Below are 19,996 nucleotides of genomic sequence, written 5' to 3'. Positions count from 1 at the left end.
GTTATGGCTTCAAACCTGTAGCATCCACGCCGGCCGGGGGATTCGGCAGGGGGCGGGCCGCAATTGTTCGTGCAAAAGCAAGATTGTCGCCGGCCGTGAACACTGCCGTCTTTTCACTGCCTTCCGGACCCGTGGTGGCGGCACCGGCGGGGAACGCCAGGCCTGTGGGTACCGCCGACAGTTCGGCAATAGCGACACGCAGATCAGCAGCAAACTGGTCGCCCTCCTGATAACGTGTTTCAGGCTTTTTGCCCAGCGACAGCGCCACGATATCCGCCAGTCGCGCGGACAACTCATGGCGGATCACACGAATGTCGGGCGCCGGCTCATTGGCAATCTTGTACATCAGCTCGGCCATGGAGTCGCCGCGGAAAGGCAAAACGCCCGCCAGCATCTGGAACAGCATCACGCCCAGCGAATAGAGGTCCGAGCGTCCATCGACCTTCTTGCCCGCAATCTGCTCGGGCGACATGAAACTCGGGGTGCCGAGCACCAGACCGGTTTTGGTTTTGCTCGAGTCGGTGATGCGCGCAATGCCGAAGTCGGTCACCTTGACGGTGTCACTGTCGGGGTCGTACATGATGTTGGCCGGCTTGATGTCGCGGTGCACCACGTTCTGCTTGTGGGCGTAGACCAGCGCCTCTGCAACACGCGCCACAATCGACAGCACTTTGGCAATCGGCAGCAACTGCCCGTCCTTGGTGACATCCAGCAGATCCTTGCCCTTGAGGAACTCCATCGCGATGTAGGCCAGGTCGTGCTCTTCACCGGCATCAAAAATGGTCACGATGTTCTGGTGCTGCAAGCGACCTGCTGTTTCGGCCTCGCGGAAAAACCGTTCACGGGCGTCCGTCAGTTCCTCACCCTCAAACTCCTGGCTCAAGGCCATGGTCTTGATCGCGACCACACGCCCGATCTTGGGGTCCTTGCCCAGATACACCACCCCCATCGCACCCTTGCCCAGTTCCCTTTCAACCTGGTAGCGACCCAGCATGGGCTTTTCGACACCGCCGCCGTCGAGGAGCATGGTGCCACCGGGGTGCGCTCCGCCACCGCCCATAATGACGGTTTCCGAAAGATTCTTCGCACGGTTGAGTCTGGACTGCAGGTCCTTGTGGTTCTTGTTGTAGCTGGCCATGTATTCGTACACCGCCTGGGCCTTGTTGAATTGCCGCTTGCGCTCGAAATCAAGCGCCAGGTTGTTCATGTTGTCCATCAGCGCGTCGGTGAAAGGAACGCGGCGGAACCGGTCGAAGGCCATGTCCAGTTGCCCCTGCCCCTGCAGGGCCAGACCCATCATGCGGTTGGTTTCGGCCGACTCTTCGTCGGACTTGAGCTTGCCGGCCTCGGTCATCAGGAAACGCTTGGTGGTCAGCGCCAGGTGGCCAATCACCAAGAGCGCGGCCGGAAAGACCAGCTTGAGCCAGGTGGCGGCCGCCGACAGCAAGCCGAACTCGATCACCAGCAGCAACACAAACAGCAGCAGCGTTATGACGGCAGCCTTGCCTGCGGACAGGCGCGGCAGGCCGGCAATCAGGTAGGCGGCGACAACCAGCAGGACCCCCAGCGTAGCCCAGATGCCCCAGGCGGGCTGGACAATGAAGTGTTCGCTGAGGATGCTGGAGGTGATGTGCGCAATGGTCTCCGCCGGTGACAGTCCGGGCCCGGCCGGTGTCGGAAACTGCGTACCGACGCCGGCGGCGGTGGCACCAATAATCACGATCTTGTCGGTGTATTTGCTCGCTGGAATCTTGCCGGACAACACGTCGTAGAAAGAGTCCACGGCGAAAGCCGGCCGGCCATCCCGGCCCTTGTAGAACTGCGGCAGCATCAGGGCGGCCTCATCGGTACCTATGCGCAACTTGCCGATCTGCACCGATTCACCGGCGTTGAGTTTGATATCGGCCGCGGCGAGGTTCAGGCTCTTGACCGCGGCGAGCAATCCCATGGACGGAACCGCCTGGCCGTCATAGTTGATCAGCAGCGGCTCCTGCCGGACCGCGCCGTCCACGTCGGGCAGCTGGTTCAAATGGGCAATGCCTGCCGCGCTGCGGCTGATGATCTCTATGGGCTGCTGGCCCCGAATGGCAGGCAGCGAGAACCCGCCCGACTCCTCCACCGCGCTTTTGAGGGCATAGGCGGGCAAGGGGTCGGGCTTGCCCTGGGGCTCACCCAGCACAAAAACCGAGGGCACCAGCACATTGCCAGCCTTGGCCATGCTCGCCGCCAGCTTGGCGTCCGTGTCCAATGCGACCTCCGCTTCGGCAATCACCTTGCCGAGTTGCTCGCTGAGGCTGTCCTGGTGAGCTGCGGGATCGGCAGGGATGGCGGTCGGTCCCAGCGCTTCTTTCATCTTGCGAATGAACACCAGCCCGCGGTCGGTCTGCGGTTCAAAAAAGAAGGCGGTATGCGCAATGGTTTTGACTTTCGCAGCCGCCAGCTGGTCAATCAGCTGGGCATGCACATCGCGCGGCCACGGCCAGCGGCCAATGTTGGCGATGCTCTGGTCGTCGATCGCGATGATGGCAATGCGGTCCGACGGCTGGCGCGACGTGCTGGTACTGGCAAAGTCGTAATACCGGCGCTCCAGCGTGGCAAAGAAGTCGGTCGCGCTGTGCAGCACCAGCACGGCCAGCACCACCAGAACGCCCACAAACCAGTCAGCTCGCCAGAATTGCCCGCGCTTGTTTGATGATGTGGCCACGTCCGTCCCGCCTTTTGTCCTGGTTCGCCAGACCGTGCGCCAGCCGCGCCGGCTTCTTTTTTGCGCTCTTGTCACCCGGCCAGCGTTACACGCCGGTTACAAATTCACCGCCTTTGGACATTAACAGACGCCAAGAACGCGGACAAGGGACTTTTGCACACGGCCAGAGGCTTGTGTTGCAAATTGGTGCCGCTGGCGCCGGGGCTGCGTGCCTGCAGCCCGGCGGTGGCCGGGACTCAGGCCGCGTCGGCCGGCTTGTGACGTGCCTGCAGGATTTTGCCCGCTGCCAGCACCAGCAAGGCGCCGGCTACTGCCGCCGCATAGCTCCAGACCGCCGAGTCAGGCAGGTAGGCCTTGATCGCCGGGTCGGTGTAAGCCATCTGGCCGGCAATCCAGCCCAGCAACATGGCGCCCAGGGTGATCACAATCGGAAAGCGCCCCATCAGCTTGAGAACCAGCTGGCTGCCCCAGACAATGATGGGAATACTGACCAGCAAGCCGAAAATCACCAGTGCCAGTTGATGGTCCTGATGGGCGCCCTGCGCAGCGCCTGCAATGGCCAGGACGTTGTCGACGCTCATCACCAAATCGGCAATGATCACGGTTTTGACAGCCCCCCAGAGCTTGTCGCTGGAGCTGATGTTGTGGTCGCCCTCGTCTTCCGGTTGCAGCAGCTTCACGCCAATCCAGAGCAGCAGCAGCGCGCCCACGATCTTGAGGTAGGGCACGGCCAGCAAGGCAAGCGCAAAGGCGATCAGGATCACACGCAGGACAATCGCACCCATGGTGCCATAGATAATGCCCTTGGTGCGCTGCTTGGGAGGCAGGTTCCGGCATGCCAGGGCGATCACCACCGCGTTGTCGCCACCCAGCAGGATGTCGATCATGATGATCTGGCCAACCGCGAGCCAGAAGCCAGCCGTCATGAACTCTTCCATGGAAACCTCTCAGAAAAATCAAAAAAAACCGATTGTCAGCGATGACAACCGGTCTGTCTGTTGTGGCTAACCGCAATACGCGAAAATTTAGAGCAGCGCCTTGAGCAGCTTTGCCATTTCCGAAGGATTGCGCGTGATGGTAAAGCCGCATTCTTCCATGATGGCCAGCTTGGCGTCCGCCGTGTCGGCACCGCCCGAGATCAGCGCGCCGGCGTGGCCCATGCGTTTGCCGGCAGGGGCCGTGACGCCAGCGATGAAGCCGACGATCGGCTTTTTCATGTTGGCCTTGCACCAGATGGCCGCTTCAGCCTCGTCCGGTCCGCCGATTTCGCCGATCATGATGACGGCATCGGTGTCCGGGTCGTCATTGAAGGCGCGCATCACGTCGATGTGTTTCAGTCCGTTGATCGGGTCGCCGCCAATGCCGACGGCACTGGACTGGCCCAGGCCGATTTCGGTCAGCTGGGCCACGGCTTCATAAGTCAGCGTGCCGGAGCGGCTGACCACGCCGATGCGGCCCTTGCGGTGAATGTGGCCGGGCATGATGCCGATCTTGATTTCTTCGGGCGTGATCAGTCCGGGGCAGTTGGGACCCAGCAGCAGGGTTTTCTTGCCGCCGGCCGCTTCCTTGGCCTTCATGCGGTTGCGCACTTCCAGCATGTCGCGCACGGGGATGCCTTCGGTAATGCAGATCGCCAGGTCGAGGTTGGCTTCCACGGCTTCCCAGATCGCTGCAGCGGCGCCGGCCGGCGGCACATAAATCACCGACACCGTGGCGCCGGTGGCCTTGGCGGCCTCGGTCACATTGGCAAAAATCGGGATGCCTTCAAAGTCTTCGCCGGCTTTCTTCGGGTTCACGCCAGCGACAAAGCACTCTTTGCCATTGGCATAGTCGCGGCACATGCGCGTGTGGAACTGGCCGGTCTTGCCGGTGATGCCCTGCGTGATGACTTTGGTGTTTTTGTTGATGTAGATCGACATGTTGGTTCTCCTGGCTTACTTGACGGCGGCCACGATTTTGGTCGCAGCTTCAGCCATGGTGTCTGCGGCAATGATGGGCAGACCGGAGTCCGCCAGCATTTTCTTGCCCAGGTCTTCGTTGGTGCCCTTCATGCGCACCACCAGCGGAACCGAGAGGTTCACGACCTTGCAGGCGGTGATCACACCGTCGGCAATCGTGTCGCACTTCATGATGCCGCCGAAGATGTTGACCAGGATGCCTTTGACATCGGGGTTCTTCAGCATGATCTTGAAGGCTTCGGTGACTTTTTCGGCCGTGGCGCCGCCGCCGACGTCCAGGAAGTTGGCCGGCTCGCCGCCGAACAGCTTGATGGTGTCCATGGTCGCCATGGCCAGACCGGCGCCGTTGACCAGGCAGCCGATGTTGCCGTCCAGGGAGATGTAGGCGAGGTCGAACTTGGAAGCCTCGACTTCGGCCGGGTCTTCTTCGTCCAGATCGCGCAGGGCCACGATTTCGGGGTGCCGGAACAGCGCGTTCGGGTCAAAGTTGAACTTGGCGTCCAGCGCGATGAGTTTGTTCTTGCTGTCGCGGTTCAGGGGATTGATTTCCACCAGCGATGCGTCAGTGTCCATGTAGCACTTGTAGAGCTTCTGGAACACGTCCACGGCCTGGGCGGTGGACTCCGCCGGCAGCCCAATGCCGTTGGCGATCTTCGTGGCCTGCGCGTCGCTCAGTCCGGTGAGCGGGTCGATGAATTCGGTGATGATCTTTTCGGGGGTGGAGTGCGCCACTTCCTCGATGTCCATGCCGCCTTCGCTCGACGCGATGAAGGCCACCTTCTGGGTGGCGCGGTCGGTCACGATGGAGACGTAGTATTCCTTCTGGATGTCGGCGCCGTCTTCAATGTACAGGCGGCGAACCTTCTGGCCTTCCGCGCCAGTCTGGTGCGTGACCAGCTGCATGCCGAGGATCTCGCCGGCGAGCTTTTTCACGTCTTCGATGCTGCGCGCCAGCTTCACGCCGCCGCCCTTGCCACGTCCGCCGGCGTGGATCTGGGCCTTCACCACCCAGACCGGTCCGCCCAGTTTCTGGGCGGCTTCGACGGCCTCTTGCACGGTGAACGCAGGAATACCACGTGGAGTGGGGACACCAAAGTTGCGCAAGATTTCCTTGCCTTGGTACTCGTGAATTTTCATGAAATTACTTCCAGGAGTCGGTAAAAAGGGGCGTTCACCGAAGTGATGTCAATCTGCCACATTTCCGCAGAATTCACCAAAATGTAACGCCTTCGGTCACTGCACGCAGCAGCGCAGAACTGTATCATGTTGCGATGCACAATTTTTGTGCGCGGCTTACACCGCTCTTATCAGCACTTTCCACAGGAAGAAGCCACATGGCCAAGGTCTTTATCGACGGCGAAGCAGGAACCACGGGTCTGCAGATCCGGGAACGCCTGCAAGCCATGCCCGCCATCGAACTGGTGAGCATCGCGCCGGAGTTGCGCAAGGACGCGGCCGCCAAGCGCGCGCTGATGGGCACGGTCGACTTGGTGGTGCTGTGCCTGCACGATGACGCGGCACGGGAATCGGTGGCCATGATCGACGACCTGGCGCGCAGCAGCGGAAAAATGGGACCGAAGATCATCGACGCCTCGACGGCGCACCGCACGGCGCCGGGCTGGGTCTTTGGTTTTCCGGAACTCGCCGCCGGCCAGCGCGAAGCCGTGGCCCAGGCCGACCGCGTGGCCAACCCCGGCTGTTATTCGACCGGCGCAATCGCCCTGATTCGCCCGCTGGTCGATGCCGGCCTGTTGCCCCGGGACTACCCATTGGCATTGCCCGCAGTCAGCGGCTACTCGGGTGGTGGCCGCACCATGATTGAAGACTATGAGGCCGGCAAGGCGCCGCCATACCAGATCTACGGCCTGAACCTCCAGCACAAACACCTGCCGGAAATCATGAAATACACGGGCTTGACCCGCCGCCCGGTGTTCACGCCTTCGGTTGGCAACTTCAAACAGGGCATGCTGGTGCAACTGCCGCTGCACCTGGACCTGCTGCCTGGCCAGCCAACGGCGGCGCAGCTGCAGGACGCGCTGGCGCGCCACTACGCGGGCAGCCAATGGGTCACGGTCGAGCCGGTGGGTGACAACACCTCGATAGACGCGCTCGCGCTGAACGACACCAACAAGATGGAATTGCGGGTGTTCGGCAATGAGGAGTTCCGCCACGCGGTGCTGATTGCCAGGCTCGACAACCTCGGCAAGGGCGCTTCCGGCGCTGCCGTGCAAAACCTCGAGTTGATGCTGGGGCTTTGAGGTCGCGGCCCCGCTTGTGGCCACCATGGACTCTTGAGTAGCTGCCCGCGCTTACCCATTGGCGCTGGCGGCTCTCGATGGCCTGAATAGTTGATTGTTTGGACCCACGGCGGGCCATTCCACAGTGCCGCGCCCCCATTGCAGACAAGCGCTTGTCCGACAAGGACGCCGCCGGGCCGAGTCTATGGTAGTGCAGTGTTGCACTCTATCTGGCACTTAAAACCGCGTCTTTTCGCTCAGGGCGTTGTTGCAAATCCGCGCGATACCTGCGGGTATCGCTGTGGTTTGCGCCTAGCCCTGAGCAAAAATCCATCGGTTTTAAATGTGCCATCAAGAATGCAACACTGCACTAGACGCCATCAACTGAACCGACAGAGGACAAGCTCCTTCGAATTGAACCCCCACAAGGCCATGACTCCTTTCTTGTTTTTCCGGCCTACGGTGCGCACCGCGCTTCGGCGGCACTGGGTGCCTGTGGCACTGCTGCTGGCGCTCAGCTACCCGGCCGCCAACGCCGACGAACCCACCACCGCCACAAAAAGTCCGGTGCCCGCAGCAGCGGCGCGTGGTATCGCCAAGGCGGGCGAGCAGCTTGCGCGTGCGGGCAAGCCACCGTCGGTGACCGCCTGCGTGAGTTGCCATGGTGCAAAGGGCGAGGGTATGGCCGCCTTCCCGCCCTTGGCCGGCACCGGTTTCGGCTATCTGCTGGCACAACTCGATGCCTTTGCCGATGACCGGCGGCAAAACGCAGTGATGGGGCCGATTGCGAAAGGCCTTTCGCCGGAAGAGCGTGCCAGCACGGCAGCGTACTTCAGTGGCTTGCCAACTCGCGTGCGCCCGATCGCCGCGCCGCCGCCAGCCGCGAACGACGCTGGCGGCTGGCTTGCCCAGCGCGGGCGCTGGGCCGATCAGCTGCCCGCCTGTGCGCAGTGCCACGGCACCGCCGGTGAAGGCGTGGGCAGCCAGTTTCCACCGATTGCCCTCCTGCCGACGGACTACCTGCAGGCGCAGATCCAGGCCTGGAAAGACGGCACCCGTCCCCCCGGACCGCTGGGGGTGATGCGCGACATTGCGCGCAAGCTCAGCACAGAAGACGTGCAGGCCCTGTCCGCCTATTACGCGCAGCTCCATGCCAAGCCCGCCTCGGCGACCCCCGCATCGCAGGCGCGCCAGGGAGCCAAGTGATGGAACCGAGTACTTCCGCACCGCCCACCCCGGCAGCCCCGGTGCCCAAGGTCCCCATGTCTGTTGCGACACTGGGCCTGTTCGTCTTTGCCGCGTCCATGCTGGGCACGCTGGCAGTCATCGCACTGGGCCTGAACCTCACTGGGCGGGACTCGCCCACACGGGCGGCCACCACGGCGGCACCTCCCAGCGCAGCATCCACGCGGGTGGCCAGTGCACCCCCCGGTGCTGCTGCCACCGCGGTCATCGCTGCGCCAACGCGCTTCGCCCCGCCTGACGACCGCAAGATCCCGGACACGGAAATGGGCGCGGTGATTCGCGCGGGCGAGCAGATCTTTTTGCGTACCGGCCTCAACGCCAAGGCATTCGTCGGCAATTCGCTGAACTGCGTCAATTGCCACCTTGACGCAGGGCGGCTGGCTGGCTCGGCGCCCATGTGGGGGGCTTACCCGCTCTACCCTGCCTACCGGGCCAAGACCAGGCACGTGGACAGCTTTGCCGAGCGCCTGCGCGGCTGCTTCATCTACAGCATGAACGGCAAGGCGCCGCCTGAGGGCAGCGACGTGCTGGTGGCGCTGGAGGCTTATTCCTACTGGATGGCTACGGGGGCGCCGGTGGGTGCCAGGCTGCCAGGAAGCGGCTACAAAAAGTTGGCCAAGCCACCCCAGGTGCCGGATTTTTCGCGTGGGCAAGCGGTGTATGAATCCAGGTGCGCGCTGTGTCACGGCGCGGATGGCCAAGGCCAGCGCTCCGGCGAGATGCAGGTGTTTCCACCGCTGTGGGGTCCGCAGTCATTCAACTGGGGCGCCGGGATGCATCAGGTCGACAATGCCACCGCTTTCATCAAGGCCAATATGCCATTAGGCCAGGGCGGCACGCTGAGCAACCAGGAGGCCTGGGACGTAGCCACCTTCATGAACGGCCACGAGCGTCCGCAGGATCCGCGCTTTACCGGCAATGTCAGTGACACGCGCAAGAAGTTCCACGACAGTGAATTCTCACTCTACGGACAAACCGTCAACGGTAAATTGCTGGGTACTGGCCGCTGAGGTGGCACGAACTTGGGGCAGGTGCCGCAATAGGCGGCGCGGCGCACCGACCCTGCCCCTTACAGCTCGTCGGCGTCAGCGCGCACCACGCGGCGAATCGCCTCTGCACCAAAACCGCGTGCCGCCAGAAAACGCATCTGTTTGCCGCGGGCTGCCGCGTCTGCCGCCGGTTCGCCGAACTTCCTGCGCCAGACCTCACGGGCGCGTTCGACTTCACTGGCTTTCAGGCTGCTCACGGCTTCGGCTACCGCCTCGGCCGCCAGGCCCTTGCCCTGCAACTCATGGCGAATGCGCGCTGCGCCAAAACGCGCGGCGCGCCGGTTGATGACCGATTCCACCACCCGCGCCTCGCTGATGAAGTCTTTCGCCTGCAGATCGTCCAGCACCTGGGCCAGCTGCTCGGGCGACTCGGCATGTGCAGCCAGCTTGCGCTCCAGCTCGGCGCGCGAATGTTCGCGTTGTGCGAGACAGCGCAAGGCCCGGCCTTTAAGGGACAGGCCGAAACCCGGTGCCGCGGGAGTTTTGTCCGTTGTCATGCCGACATTCCGCCCTCAATCACTCCTGTTTTGATAGCTCCTCGCGCAATATAGACAAGGGCTGGGTCCTGATTTGGCATTAAACCTGACATGCCAGCCCCGTCTTCTCAGGCGGCCGCGACTTTGGGTGCTTTTTCAGCCTTGTCTGCTTTTTCGACCTTCTCCGCCTTTTCCGGTTTGTTGCCGACCGCCTCCTGGATCAAGGGAATGCCCAGCGACTCGCGCACCTTGTTTTCGATTTCCATCGCCAGTTCCGGGTTTTCCTTCAGGAATTCGCGCGAGTTGTCGCGGCCCTGGCCGATTTTTTCGCCGTTGAAGGCATACCAGGCGCCGGCTTTTTCAACGATGTGGCCGGCCACACCGAGGTCCAGCACCTCGCCCAGGCGGCTGATGCCTTCGCCGTAGAGGATGTCGAACTCCGCCATCTTGAACGGTGAAGCCACCTTGTTCTTGACCACCTTGACCCGGGTTTCGTTGCCGACCACCTCCTCGCCTTTCTTGATCGAGCCGATGCGGCGGATGTCCAGCCGCACCGAGGCGTAGAACTTCAGCGCATTGCCGCCGGTGGTGGTTTCGGGGCTGCCGAACATCACGCCGATCTTCATGCGGATCTGGTTGATGAAGATGACCATGCAGTTGGCCTTCTTGATGTGCGCCGTCAGCTTGCGCAGCGCCTGGCTCATCAATCGGGCCTGCAGACCGGGCAGCGAGTCGCCCATTTCGCCTTCGAGTTCGGCCTTGGGTGTCAGCGCCGCCACCGAGTCGACCACGATCAGGTCGACCGCACCGGAGCGGGTCAGCGAATCGACAATTTCCAGCGCCTGTTCGCCGGTGTCGGGCTGGGAAATCAGCAGTTCCTGCAGGTTCACGCCGAGTTTCTGGGCGTACTGGATGTCCAGCGCGTGTTCGGCATCTACAAAGGCGCAGGTGCCACCGAGTTTCTGCATTTCGGCAATCACCTGCAGGGTCAGCGTGGTTTTGCCGGACGATTCCGGACCGTAGATTTCAACCACCCGGCCGCGCGGCAGGCCGCCGACGCCGAGCGCGATGTCCAGGCCCAGCGAGCCGGTGGAGACCACCTGGATGTCCTCGATCACCTCGCCGGCGCCCAGTTTCATGATGGTGCCTTTGCCGAACTGCTTCTCGATCTGGGCCAGCGCGGCTTGCAGGGCCTTGGCTTTTTCGGTGTTCAGGGCGGGGTTGGTCTTGTTCGGCAGGTCCATGGAAAAACTCCTTGAGGGTCAGTGAGGGGGAAACTGTGGCTTCGGGTTCCGGCTCTGCTTTTAATCACAGCGCTGGATGCATGACCAGTACTTTATGGCCGCTATATAAATAAGTAAACCCTATATTTAGTCAGTTTGCCTGATCAATTGGATCTATCATTCCGGCATGGATTCCAGCCTTGTTTCCATCCCCGGCCACCCGCCTGCTGACGAGGAAAACTGGCGCCTCACCCACCTGGGCCGGCTGCTGGGCCACGCCCTGCTGCGCTTCGACGAACGGGTGCTGGTACTGATGGCGCGCAACGTGGACGTGCCGCTGGCGCTGTCGAATCTGGCCGCGCGCGCGCAGGTGGGCGCGGCGCACATCCACATCACACGGCATCTGGCGGTCGGCGGTTCGCGCCTGACCGACCTGGCGCACAGCGCCGGCATGAGCAAACAGGCCATGGGCGACCTGGTGGACCAGTGCGAGGCCTGGGGACTGGTCCTACGCGAACCCGACCCGCACGACAAACGCGCCCGCACCGTGGTGTTCACCGCCGCCGGCCTGCTCTGGCTGCAGGCCTTTCGCGACGCGGTGGCGCAGGCCGAAGCCGAGTTCCGTCAAGCCGTGGGCACCGACGTGGCCACCGTGGTGGCGCTGGGGCTGGAAGCCTATGCCGGCTAGAAATAGAGCCCCCACGTTCGCGCACTGCGTGTCGCTCTCTGCACCTTGCTGGCTGCCGCTCGCCAGAGGCTTCGCTTCTGATACCTGTCCAAACCTGCCCAAGCAGGTTCGGAGCCGCAGGCACCAGTCCCGAGGGGGCCGCTGCGCCTGCGGGCCGGCAAAGCCGGACCCGGGACCCCTGCTTGGGCAGACGGAAGAATGGCATTTGCATTGCGACCTGCACGCAATGAAAAGCGGGGAGGGGCTGGTGCAGTCAGCTATCCGTGGGGATAAAAGCCTAGAATTTGCGAAACAAGCCGAAGAGCCGTTCACCCTGAACGTTCCGCCGGACCGCGCCAGGGACCCCTCAGGAGACAAGCATGCGTATTTTGATTGCCGAAGATGACCAGGTGCTGGCCGACGGTTTGCTGCGTACGCTGCGGGCTTCCGGCGCGGCGGCCGACCACGTGGCCAGCGGCACCGAAGCCGATGCCGCGCTGATGACCAACACCGAGTTCGACCTCTTGATCCTGGACCTGGGTCTGCCGCGCATGCACGGACTGGAAGTGCTCAAGCGCCTGCGCGCACGCGGCTCGGCCATGCCGGTGCTGATCCTCACCGCCGCCGACAGCGTCGAGGAACGCGTCAAGGGCCTGGACTACGGCGCCGACGACTACATGGCCAAGCCGTTCTCGCTGCAGGAGCTCGAAGCACGGGTGCGCGCGCTGATCCGGCGCGGCATGGGCGGCGCCAGCAGCACCATCAAGCACGGTCCGCTGGTGTACGACCAGGCCGGACGCGTGGCCACCATCGACGGCCAGATGGTGGAGCTGTCGGCGCGCGAACTCGGCCTGCTGGAAGTGCTGCTGCAACGCGCCGGCCGCCTGGTCAGCAAGGACCAGCTGGTCGAGCGCCTGTGCGAATGGGGCGAGGAGGTCAGCAACAATGCGATCGAGGTCTACATCCACCGGCTGCGCAAGAAAATCGAAAAGGGCCCGGTACGGATTGCCACGGTGCGCGGCTTGGGCTACTGCCTAGAGAAGATCCCAGGCTAGATGGAGCCTCCACGCTCGCTCACTGCGTGTAGCTCCGTGGCTGGTCCCCGCCTTTACCAGCAGGGGCCGCGGAACCGGCTCCGCCGGGCCGCAGGCGCAGCGCCCCCTCGGGGCTGGTGCCTGCGGCTCCGAACCTGCTTGAGCAGGTTTGGACAGGTATCAGAAGCGAAGCCTCTGGCGAGCGGCGGCCTGCAAGGTGCAGCGAACCACACGCAGTGGGGAGCGTGGGGGCCAACACCTTTATGGCGTTAAGACTCTTCCAGCGTGAACGCCGCAGCCTGTTCGGCGAGATCCTCGACTGGATGCTCACGCCGCTGCTGCTGCTGTGGCCGATCAGCCTGGCGCTGACCTGGCTGGTGGCGCAGAACATTGCCGGCAAGCCGTTTGACCGCGCGCTCGAGTACAACGTGCAGGCGCTGAGCAAACTGATCGTCGTCAAAAACAAGCAGGTACAGTTCAACCTGACCGGACCGGCGCGCGAGATCCTGCGTGCCGACGACACCGACCTGGTGTTCTACCAGGTGCTGGGCGCACGCGGCGAATACATCAGCGGCGAACACGACCTGCCCCTGCCGACGGACGAGGAGATGACCTTTGACGGCGAAGTACGGCTGCGCGAGGACATCATGCAGGGGCAGGACGTGCGTGTGGCCTACACCTGGATCAAGGTCGATGTCCCGGGCGGCCACCCGATCCTGGTGCAGGTGGCCGAGACACTGGAAAAACGCAAGACGCTGGCCACCGAAATCGTCAAGGGCGTGATGGTGCCGCAGTTTGTCACGCTGCCACTGGCCGTGCTGCTGGTCTGGCTGGCGCTGGTGCGCGGCATCAAGCCGCTGGACCAGCTGGAAAAACGCATACGCGCACGCAAGTCCGACGACATGAGCCCGCTCGACGAAAGCATCGTGCCCGAAGAAGTCGCGCCCCTGGTGTCGTCCATCAACGACCTGCTGGGCCGGCTCAAGGTGCTGCTGACCACGCAAAAGCGCTTTCTGGCCGACGCCGCCCACCAGCTCAAGACGCCGCTGGCCGGACTGCGCATGCAGGCCGACCTGGCGCAGCGCGAGACCGACGCCGACGAACTGAAAAAGTCGCTCAAGCAGATCGGCCGCGCCAGCATTCGTGCCACCCACACCGTCAACCAGTTGCTGGCCCTGGCCCGCGCTGAAACCACCGGCCGCAGCCTGGCCAAGCAGCGGCTGGACCTGGTGCACATCCTGGCCGAGGCCATCCAGGACTCGCTGCCGCGGGCGCTGGAAAAACGCATCGACCTCGGCTACGAAGGCCCGCCGGCCGGCGAGGCGGCCAACATGCTGGAAGCCAACCCCACGCTGCTCAAGGAGCTGGTGCGCAACCTGCTGGACAACGCGCTCAACTACACACCCGAGGGCGGACAGGTCACGGTGCGCCTGCTGACCGACCGCTTCAGCGGCGTGGTGGTGCTGCAGGTCGAGGACTCGGGCCCGGGCATCCCGGCCGCCGAGCGCGAGCTGGTGCTGCAGCCGTTTTACCGCGCGCTCGGCACCAATGTCGACGGCTCGGGGCTGGGGCTGGCCATCGTGGAGGAAATTGCCAAACAGCATGGCGCCACTGTCGCGGTCGATGACGCCATGCCTGGCCACACGCCCCCGGGGACACGCATCACCGTTCGGTTCATGGGGTTTGCCGACCTGCCGCAGGAATAAATGCCGGCACGTCACTACACTGGGCACTGCCCCGAACCGACGACCTGCCACTGGATCCGCGATGCGCAAAACAACAACCATGAACAGCCAGCGCCACATGCGCTCCAGACTCAAGATCGGCCTGTCGGCCTGCTTTTCCCACGCCGACCCGACGCGCTCGCTGTTCACCGGCAAAACGCTGCAGTACGTCGAGCAGACGGTCGCCCACTGGATCATGTCCTCGGGCGCGATGGTGGTCATGGTGCCCTGCCCGACCGGCGCCACCCAGCGCGGCGATGCGGGTTTTGACGACTACGCCCAGTGGCTCGACGGCCTGGTGCTGCACGGCGGCGCCGATGTCTGGCCCGGCAGCTACGGCGAAGAGCCGCTCGAAGAACGCTGGTCCGGCGACCGCGTGCGCGACGACTACGACAAGGCCATGGTGGCCTCTTTCGAAAAAGCCGGCAAGCCGGTCTTCGGCATCTGCCGCGGCCTGCAGCTGCTTAACGTGGCCTTCGGCGGCACGCTGTACCAGGACATCGCCACCCAGGTACCCGAGTCCTTTCTGCATCGCGATGCGGTGGTCTACGACCAGAACTTCCACAGCGTGGAGATCGTGCAGGGCACGCAGCTGTCGCGCCTGTACCCCGGCGTGGAACGCGCCCGTGTCAACAGCATTCACCACCAGGGCATCAAGGACCTGGCGCCCGAGTTCGTGGCCGAAGCCTTCAGCGTGCCCGACGGCATGGTGGAAGCCATACGCCGCAAGGATCCGTCGAAAAGCTACATCGCGGCGCTGCAGTGGCACCCCGAGTTTCACCAGCCGGGTTCGGACACGATTGACGATGCGGCGGTGCTGGAGGATTTTCTGTCTGCGGTGACAGAGGCGAAAGCAAGGCCCACGACGCCGGCATGATGGACCGGCCCGTGCAGCAGGGCTGAGGCCCGAATTTCATACAAAATGGCTGTAACCCTTACACGAATTGCGCCGCATGCTACTGATTTTGTAGCAATCGGCGCCCGGGGCGGCGGCCAGGCGGCCGCGGTGCCGTTTTATTCCACACCCAGCAGGTCGTAAATCCGCGTCACGTAGGCGCCAAAGGCGGGCGTCGTCTTGAGGTGCAGCTTGCGCGGCTCGGGCAGGTCGATGGCAAAAAAGTCGGCCATGCGCGCAGGTCCAGCGGTCAACACCGCGCAGTGCGAACCGAGAAACACCGCCTCCTGGATGCTGTGGGTCACCACCACAAAGGTCTTGCGGCTTTGCTCCCAGATGCGCAGCATCTCCAGATTCATTTTTTCGCGGGTCAGCGCATCCAGGGCGCCGAAGGGCTCGTCCATCAGCACCAGCTTGGGGTCGTGAATCAAGGCCCTGGCGATGGAGGCGCGCTGCTGCATGCCACCCGACAGCTCGTACGGGTGCTTGTCGGCAAAACCGGTCAGGCCCACCATCTCGAGCAGCCCGTGCGCACGTTCCACCGCCGCCTTGCGCGGCAGCCCGAGGATGTCGGCGGGCAGCAACACGTTGTCCAGGATGTTGCGCCACTTCAGCAGCAGCGGCTGCTGGAACACCATGCCCACGTCGCGCCCCGGGTTGAAGGCCGCGCCGCCGGGGCCGCCTATCTGCAGGGTGCCGCCGTCGTGGCCATGCAGGCCGGCGAGTATCTTCAGCAGCGTGGACTTGCCGCAGCCCGAGGGACCGACCAGCGACACCATGTCGCCTTCGTGGATGTCCAGGGTGACGTCGGAGATCGCGAGGAACTCCTGCGCGCCCTTGCGGTAGACCTTGCGCAACTGGTTCATGCTGATCAGGGCCTCACCCCGCACAGGAAGGCTGGAAGCCGCGCTCATGCCAACCACCGCTGCAGGTTCCCGCGCACAAAGGCGTCGTCGCCAAGGTCGCCATGGGCCTGGTAGACGCGATCGATCTCACCGGCCTGGCCCGGGCCCAAGCCTTCGGCCGGGTCCAGGCACCAGATGCCTTCAAGCAGGCCCTGGCGCCGCAACACCTCGTGGCACCCGGCAATACAGCCATGGAAGTTGTTGGCCACGTCGAAGAAGGCGCTGTTGCAGTCAGTCACGCGCGAATCGAGCGCCAGCAGTTGCGGACTCAACACGCCGCCGTTGGCCGCCAGTTCGGCCTTGATCTGTGCCAGCTGGCTGACGGCGCTGGCCGTCCACACCGACCAGTGGCCCAGCAAGCCGCCGCGAAAACGCACGGTCACAGGCTGGCCGTCGCGCATGGCGGCAAACGGCAGGGCCAGGTCGAGCACGATATGGTCATCGTTGCCGGTGTAGAGGAAAACGCGCTCCTCGGCACGTGCATCGACCAAGCCGCGCACCACGTCGATGCTGCGGTAGCGGTTGAAGGGAGCGACCTTGATGGCCAGGGCGTTCGGGATCAGGGCAAAACGGCGCCAGAAATCGCTGGACAACACCGGCCCGCCCACCACCGTCTGCAGGTAAAAACCAATCAGTGGTATCTCCTGCGCCACGGCTTCGCAGTGCGCAATCAGCTCGTCCTCGGAAGAATGGGCCAGCGCCGCCAGGCTCAGCAGCCCGGCGTGGTAACCCAGCCCCACCGCGGTTTGCGCCTCGGTGCGCGCCTGGGCCGTGCTGCCGCACAGGCCGGCCACCATGACCATGGCACGGCTGGACCAGGCCAGCCGGTCTTCCATGGCGGCGCGCAACACCGGCTCGTACAGGCCACGCTCGCGAATGCTGAACTGCGTGGTGTGGACGCCCACGGCGAGGCCGCCGGCGCCGGCATCCACGTAATAACGCGTCAGCGCGCGCTGGCGCCGGCGATCGAACTGGCGCCCGGCATCGAGTGCCAGCGGATGCGCGGGAATCACCGTGCCTTGCGCCAGCAGCGCCAGCACGTCTTCAGGCAGGTCGGATCGTTTCAAGGGCATGGGAACTCCTGTGTCTGTGGTGCAGCGGCTTATCCGAATTCCGGACCCGCAATCGCGTGAATGAAATGGGTCTGTCCCTGCAGCGGCTGGTCGCCCAGCACCATGCGCATGAAACTGCGCTGCGGCGTGAAGCCGGCGTCGTGAAGCTGGCGGGCCAGCAAGGCGCGTTCATCGGGCACATCGATGAAAACCGGGCCCGCCAGATCCTGCACGGCACGCTTCATCAGTTCGGCGGCGCCGGCTTCATTGAGCGCCAGCAAGGGACCGATCTGGTGCGCGATGCGCCCGCGGCGCACGATGGCAAAACCCTCACTGCTGCGCACACAGGCAGCGTCCGGCCGCGCCAGGAAATCCGCCAACAGTGCATGGCGTGGCGCGCCCAGCGCCTGCGCATCCAGCGCGGCGAGCGCCTGCGCGTCGGGAAGCTGTTGGCTGCGCGCGGCCGGCACGGCCTGCGGCCGGGCTGCGCGCTGCCAGCGTGTCAACCCGTACACCGGTGCAAAGCCGAACTGGCTGTAGATGCGCTGACCGTCGGGTGTGGCGTCCAGGCAGGCGGTGCGCCCGCCGGCTTTCACCAGGGCCAGGCAGTGCAAAAACACCGCGCGGCCCAGGCCCCGGCCGCGAAGATCGGGCGCCACCAGGATCATGCTGATCCAGGCGACTTGCGGGCCATGGGGCAACACCGCGCCACTGGCAATGATGCGACTCTGCGCATCGCGCACGACGCAGACCGAGCCTTCGCGCGAAAAAATCGCCCAGTCCTGCGGCGTCTGGTTCCAGCCGCTTTGCAGCACCAGGGCGTCCAGCCCGGCCTGCACGGCGGGTGTCAGCGGCCCCAGCGTTTCGACAACGACGGCCGCGTCAGTATTTGCCATCGCGTGATTCGAACTTGGTCGGTTTGCCGTACAGGCGCTGTTCGCGGGAAATCCAGTCCGCCACCCAGCCGATCTGGCGCGACAGCGATACACGCGGGTAGCCGAACAGGCGCTCGGCCTCCCCGGTGTTCATGAGCCAGGCGGTGGGCGCTTCCTCGCCGACGATGTGGGCGGGCTTGCCGAAGTGGCGCGCAAACTCCTGCGCCAGCCAGCGGATGGAGGTGGTCTCGGGCCCGCTCACGTTCAGGGGCGAGGTCGGCACGGTCGCGGCGGCCAGGCAGCGCAGGGCCTGCGCGTTGGCGTCGCCTTGCCAGATGACGTTGACATGGCCCATGGTCACGTCAATCTGCTCGCCCTGCCACACCTTGGTGGCCACATCCGCCAGCACGCCATAACGCAGGTCAATCGCGTAGCTCAGGCGGAACAGGCGGCCCGGCGTGCCATGAAGCTGAGAAAAATATTCGAACATGCGCTCCCGCCCGACACAGGAGTTGGCGTATTCGCCGGGGGGACTCAGGGACGAGTCTTCGGCGGAACCCTGGCTGATGACCGGCACAAAGGGGTAGACGCAGGCGGTGGAAAAAGCCACGATACGCGCCGTTTTGAAAGTCTCGGCCACCAGGGCCGGCACATGGGCGTTCATGGCCCAGGTCAGCGGGTTGTTGGCGTCGGCGCCGAACTTTCGCCCGGCCATGAACACCACATTGGCGCACTGCGGCAAGGCGGCCACGGCGGCGCGGTCCAGCAGGTCGCAGCTGATGGTGTCGATGCCGTGTTTTTCCAGCATCTCGCGCACGCCGGGCTCGCTGAAGCGGGCCACGGCGATCACACGGCGTCCGGGCATGGCATTGCGTGCCAGGCGCGCCAGGGTGGGTCCCATTTTTCCGCCCACACCCAGAATCATCAGGTCGCCATCGAGGCGCGCCAGATCCCGGACCAGATCACGCGAGGGCGTGGCCAGGTAGTCCTCCAGCGCCTGCTCGTCGGCGAAACTTTCGGGAAAGGGCAGGTCCTCCAGCACGGTGGGGGAAGGATTTGACGTGTGGGTCATTGAATTCTTGCGTCTTGAGTGATGAAGAGCCGCTCCAGCAGGAGGACCAGCAGGTAAAGCAGCACGCCCAGCCCGGTGATGAGCAGCACGGCCATGAAAACGGCAGGGGTGTCGAGGGAGGCCTGCAGCTGGATCATCAGGTAACCCAGTCCCTTGTCGGAAGCGATGAACTCGCCGACAACAGCGCCGGCCACCGCCAGGATGGTGGCGACTTTCATCCCGGAAAACACATAGGGCAGGGAGCCCGGCAGCTGGATGTAGCGAAACAGCTGCCAGCGTGAGCCTTTGAGGGCACGCACCAGGTCCAGCAACTCGGGCTCGGTCTCATTGAGGCCGCGAATGGTGGTCAGCAGGATGGGGAAGAAGCACAGGCTGAAGGTAATCAGGATATTGGTGCCTATGCCGTAGCTGAACCAGACGATGACCAGCGGCCCGAGCGCCACCTTGGGAATCATGTTCAGCGTGACCAGCACCGGAAACACAAGCAGCGTGAGCCGGCGGCTGGTGATGAACAGCAGGGCGCACAGGATGCCCAGCACCAGTCCCAAGGCATAGCCACCGAAAATCTCGATCGCCGTGACCGTGGTGTTGCTGAGCCAGCTCAGGTTGGTATTGCCCAGGGTCGCCAGCACACGCGAGGGCGCCGGAAGGATGAAGGACTGGATGGCGAAAATGCGCACCACGGCTTCCCAGAGCAACACGCCGGCCAGATGGATGCCCACAATGGCTCCCCAGCGCCGCCAGGGCGGCCCGCTGCCGTCCGGCTCCGGCGCAACAGCCAACGCCACACCATCGAGGGGAGCCTTCATGTGAATTCCTTCGCGCAAACAGTCATTTGCGAATAATAGATTTGCCTCGGCCCATTGTCAACCAACTAGTT

At 63.9% G+C, this 19,996-nt stretch carries 18 protein-coding genes; 7 read left to right on the top strand and 11 right to left on the bottom strand.

All coding sequences use genetic code 11. The features are described 5' to 3' along the window. Nucleotide 1: 1 nt before the first annotated feature. The 4 genes from PSV40_RS07820 to sucC all read right to left on the bottom strand — a co-directional run bounded on the left by PSV40_RS07820 (nt 2) and on the right by sucC (nt 5,799). Nucleotides 2–2,704 carry a serine/threonine-protein kinase gene (locus PSV40_RS07820; RefSeq protein WP_300536285.1) on the bottom strand — a complete coding sequence of 901 codons (2,703 nt, stop codon included), beginning with the start codon at nt 2,702–2,704 and terminating at the stop codon, nt 2–4. A 236-nt stretch (nt 2,705–2,940) separates the two neighbouring features. Continuing rightward, entirely contained in the window at nt 2,941–3,642 is a 702-nt protein-coding gene (locus tag PSV40_RS07815) for a TerC family protein (RefSeq protein ID WP_300536284.1), read from the bottom strand. 87 nt (nt 3,643–3,729) lie between these two features. Then, nucleotides 3,730–4,623 (bottom strand): succinate--CoA ligase subunit alpha, encoded by an 894-nt coding sequence (gene sucD, locus PSV40_RS07810; RefSeq protein WP_096666096.1) that lies wholly within the window; start codon nt 4,621–4,623, stop codon nt 3,730–3,732. 15 nt (nt 4,624–4,638) lie between these two features. Next, nucleotides 4,639–5,799: an ADP-forming succinate--CoA ligase subunit beta gene (sucC, locus tag PSV40_RS07805; RefSeq protein WP_293593120.1), complete on the bottom strand. Its 1,161-nt coding sequence runs from the start codon at nt 5,797–5,799 to the stop codon at nt 4,639–4,641. Between the two features lie 197 nt (nt 5,800–5,996). On the opposite strand from sucC, the gene argC reads away from it, so the two are divergent. The 3 genes from argC to PSV40_RS07790 all read left to right on the top strand — a co-directional run bounded on the left by argC (nt 5,997) and on the right by PSV40_RS07790 (nt 9,154). Beyond that, nucleotides 5,997–6,920: an N-acetyl-gamma-glutamyl-phosphate reductase gene (gene argC / locus PSV40_RS07800; protein WP_300536281.1), complete on the top strand. Its 924-nt coding sequence runs from the start codon at nt 5,997–5,999 to the stop codon at nt 6,918–6,920. A 411-nt stretch (nt 6,921–7,331) separates the two neighbouring features. After that, nucleotides 7,332–8,105, top strand: coding sequence for a c-type cytochrome (locus PSV40_RS07795; RefSeq protein ID WP_300536279.1), 774 nt, complete (start codon nt 7,332–7,334; stop codon nt 8,103–8,105). Nucleotides 8,106–8,161: 56 nt separating this feature from the next. Next, nucleotides 8,162–9,154: a c-type cytochrome gene (locus tag PSV40_RS07790; protein ID WP_300536277.1), complete on the top strand. Its 993-nt coding sequence runs from the start codon at nt 8,162–8,164 to the stop codon at nt 9,152–9,154. Nucleotides 9,155–9,213: 59 nt separating this feature from the next. Here PSV40_RS07790 and recX read toward each other — a convergent pair whose 3' ends face one another. Both recX and recA read right to left on the bottom strand, forming a co-directional pair. Beyond that, the gene (gene recX, locus PSV40_RS07785) at nt 9,214–9,690 is read right to left on the bottom strand and encodes a recombination regulator RecX (RefSeq protein ID WP_300536275.1); all 477 of its coding nucleotides are present in this window, start codon (nt 9,688–9,690) and stop codon (nt 9,214–9,216) included. Between the two features lie 107 nt (nt 9,691–9,797). Further along, on the bottom strand, nt 9,798–10,913 hold the full coding sequence (gene recA, locus PSV40_RS07780; protein ID WP_300536274.1) for a recombinase RecA: 1,116 nt from the start codon (nt 10,911–10,913) through the stop codon (nt 9,798–9,800). A gap of 166 nt (nt 10,914–11,079) precedes the next feature. On the opposite strand from recA, the gene PSV40_RS07775 reads away from it, so the two are divergent. The 4 genes from PSV40_RS07775 (at nt 11,080) to PSV40_RS07760 (ending at nt 15,194) form a co-directional block, all read left to right on the top strand. Next, the gene (locus PSV40_RS07775; RefSeq protein ID WP_300536272.1) at nt 11,080–11,580 is read left to right on the top strand and encodes a MarR family winged helix-turn-helix transcriptional regulator; all 501 of its coding nucleotides are present in this window, start codon (nt 11,080–11,082) and stop codon (nt 11,578–11,580) included. A gap of 359 nt (nt 11,581–11,939) precedes the next feature. Next, on the top strand, nt 11,940–12,614 hold the full coding sequence (locus PSV40_RS07770; RefSeq protein ID WP_300536270.1) for a response regulator transcription factor: 675 nt from the start codon (nt 11,940–11,942) through the stop codon (nt 12,612–12,614). A gap of 242 nt (nt 12,615–12,856) precedes the next feature. After that, entirely contained in the window at nt 12,857–14,299 is a 1,443-nt protein-coding gene (locus tag PSV40_RS07765) for a sensor histidine kinase (RefSeq protein ID WP_300536268.1), read from the top strand. A gap of 61 nt (nt 14,300–14,360) precedes the next feature. Continuing rightward, nucleotides 14,361–15,194 carry a gamma-glutamyl-gamma-aminobutyrate hydrolase family protein gene (locus PSV40_RS07760; protein ID WP_300536267.1) on the top strand — a complete coding sequence of 278 codons (834 nt, stop codon included), beginning with the start codon at nt 14,361–14,363 and terminating at the stop codon, nt 15,192–15,194. Nucleotides 15,195–15,331: 137 nt separating this feature from the next. Here the strand turns inward: PSV40_RS07760 and PSV40_RS07755 are convergent, their stop codons facing one another. From PSV40_RS07755 to PSV40_RS07735, 5 genes are read right to left on the bottom strand one after another with little or no spacing between them, the layout of a single operon-like run. Next, entirely contained in the window at nt 15,332–16,126 is a 795-nt protein-coding gene (locus PSV40_RS07755) for an ABC transporter ATP-binding protein (RefSeq protein ID WP_300536265.1), read from the bottom strand. Further along, nucleotides 16,123–17,190, bottom strand: coding sequence for a dihydrodipicolinate synthase family protein (locus PSV40_RS07750; protein ID WP_300536263.1), 1,068 nt, complete (start codon nt 17,188–17,190; stop codon nt 16,123–16,125). Before PSV40_RS07750 ends, PSV40_RS07755 begins: the two co-directional genes overlap by 4 nt. Nucleotides 17,191–17,219: 29 nt before the next feature. After that, on the bottom strand, nt 17,220–18,065 hold the full coding sequence (locus PSV40_RS07745; RefSeq protein WP_300536262.1) for a GNAT family N-acetyltransferase: 846 nt from the start codon (nt 18,063–18,065) through the stop codon (nt 17,220–17,222). Beyond that, complete coding sequence (locus PSV40_RS07740; RefSeq protein WP_300536260.1) at nt 18,052–19,116, bottom strand: NAD(P)-dependent oxidoreductase; 1,065 nt, start codon at nt 19,114–19,116, stop codon at nt 18,052–18,054. Before PSV40_RS07740 ends, PSV40_RS07745 begins: the two co-directional genes overlap by 14 nt. Then, nucleotides 19,113–19,925, bottom strand: coding sequence for an ABC transporter permease (locus tag PSV40_RS07735; protein ID WP_300536258.1), 813 nt, complete (start codon nt 19,923–19,925; stop codon nt 19,113–19,115). The genes PSV40_RS07740 and PSV40_RS07735 overlap by 4 nt, the downstream gene beginning before the upstream one ends. Nucleotides 19,926–19,996 lie beyond the last annotated feature (71 nt).

Source organism: Polaromonas sp. (assembly GCF_029945925.1).
Lineage (GTDB): Bacteria > Pseudomonadota > Gammaproteobacteria > Burkholderiales > Burkholderiaceae_C > Polaromonas.
This window is presented reverse-complemented; position numbering and strand designations above follow the sequence as displayed.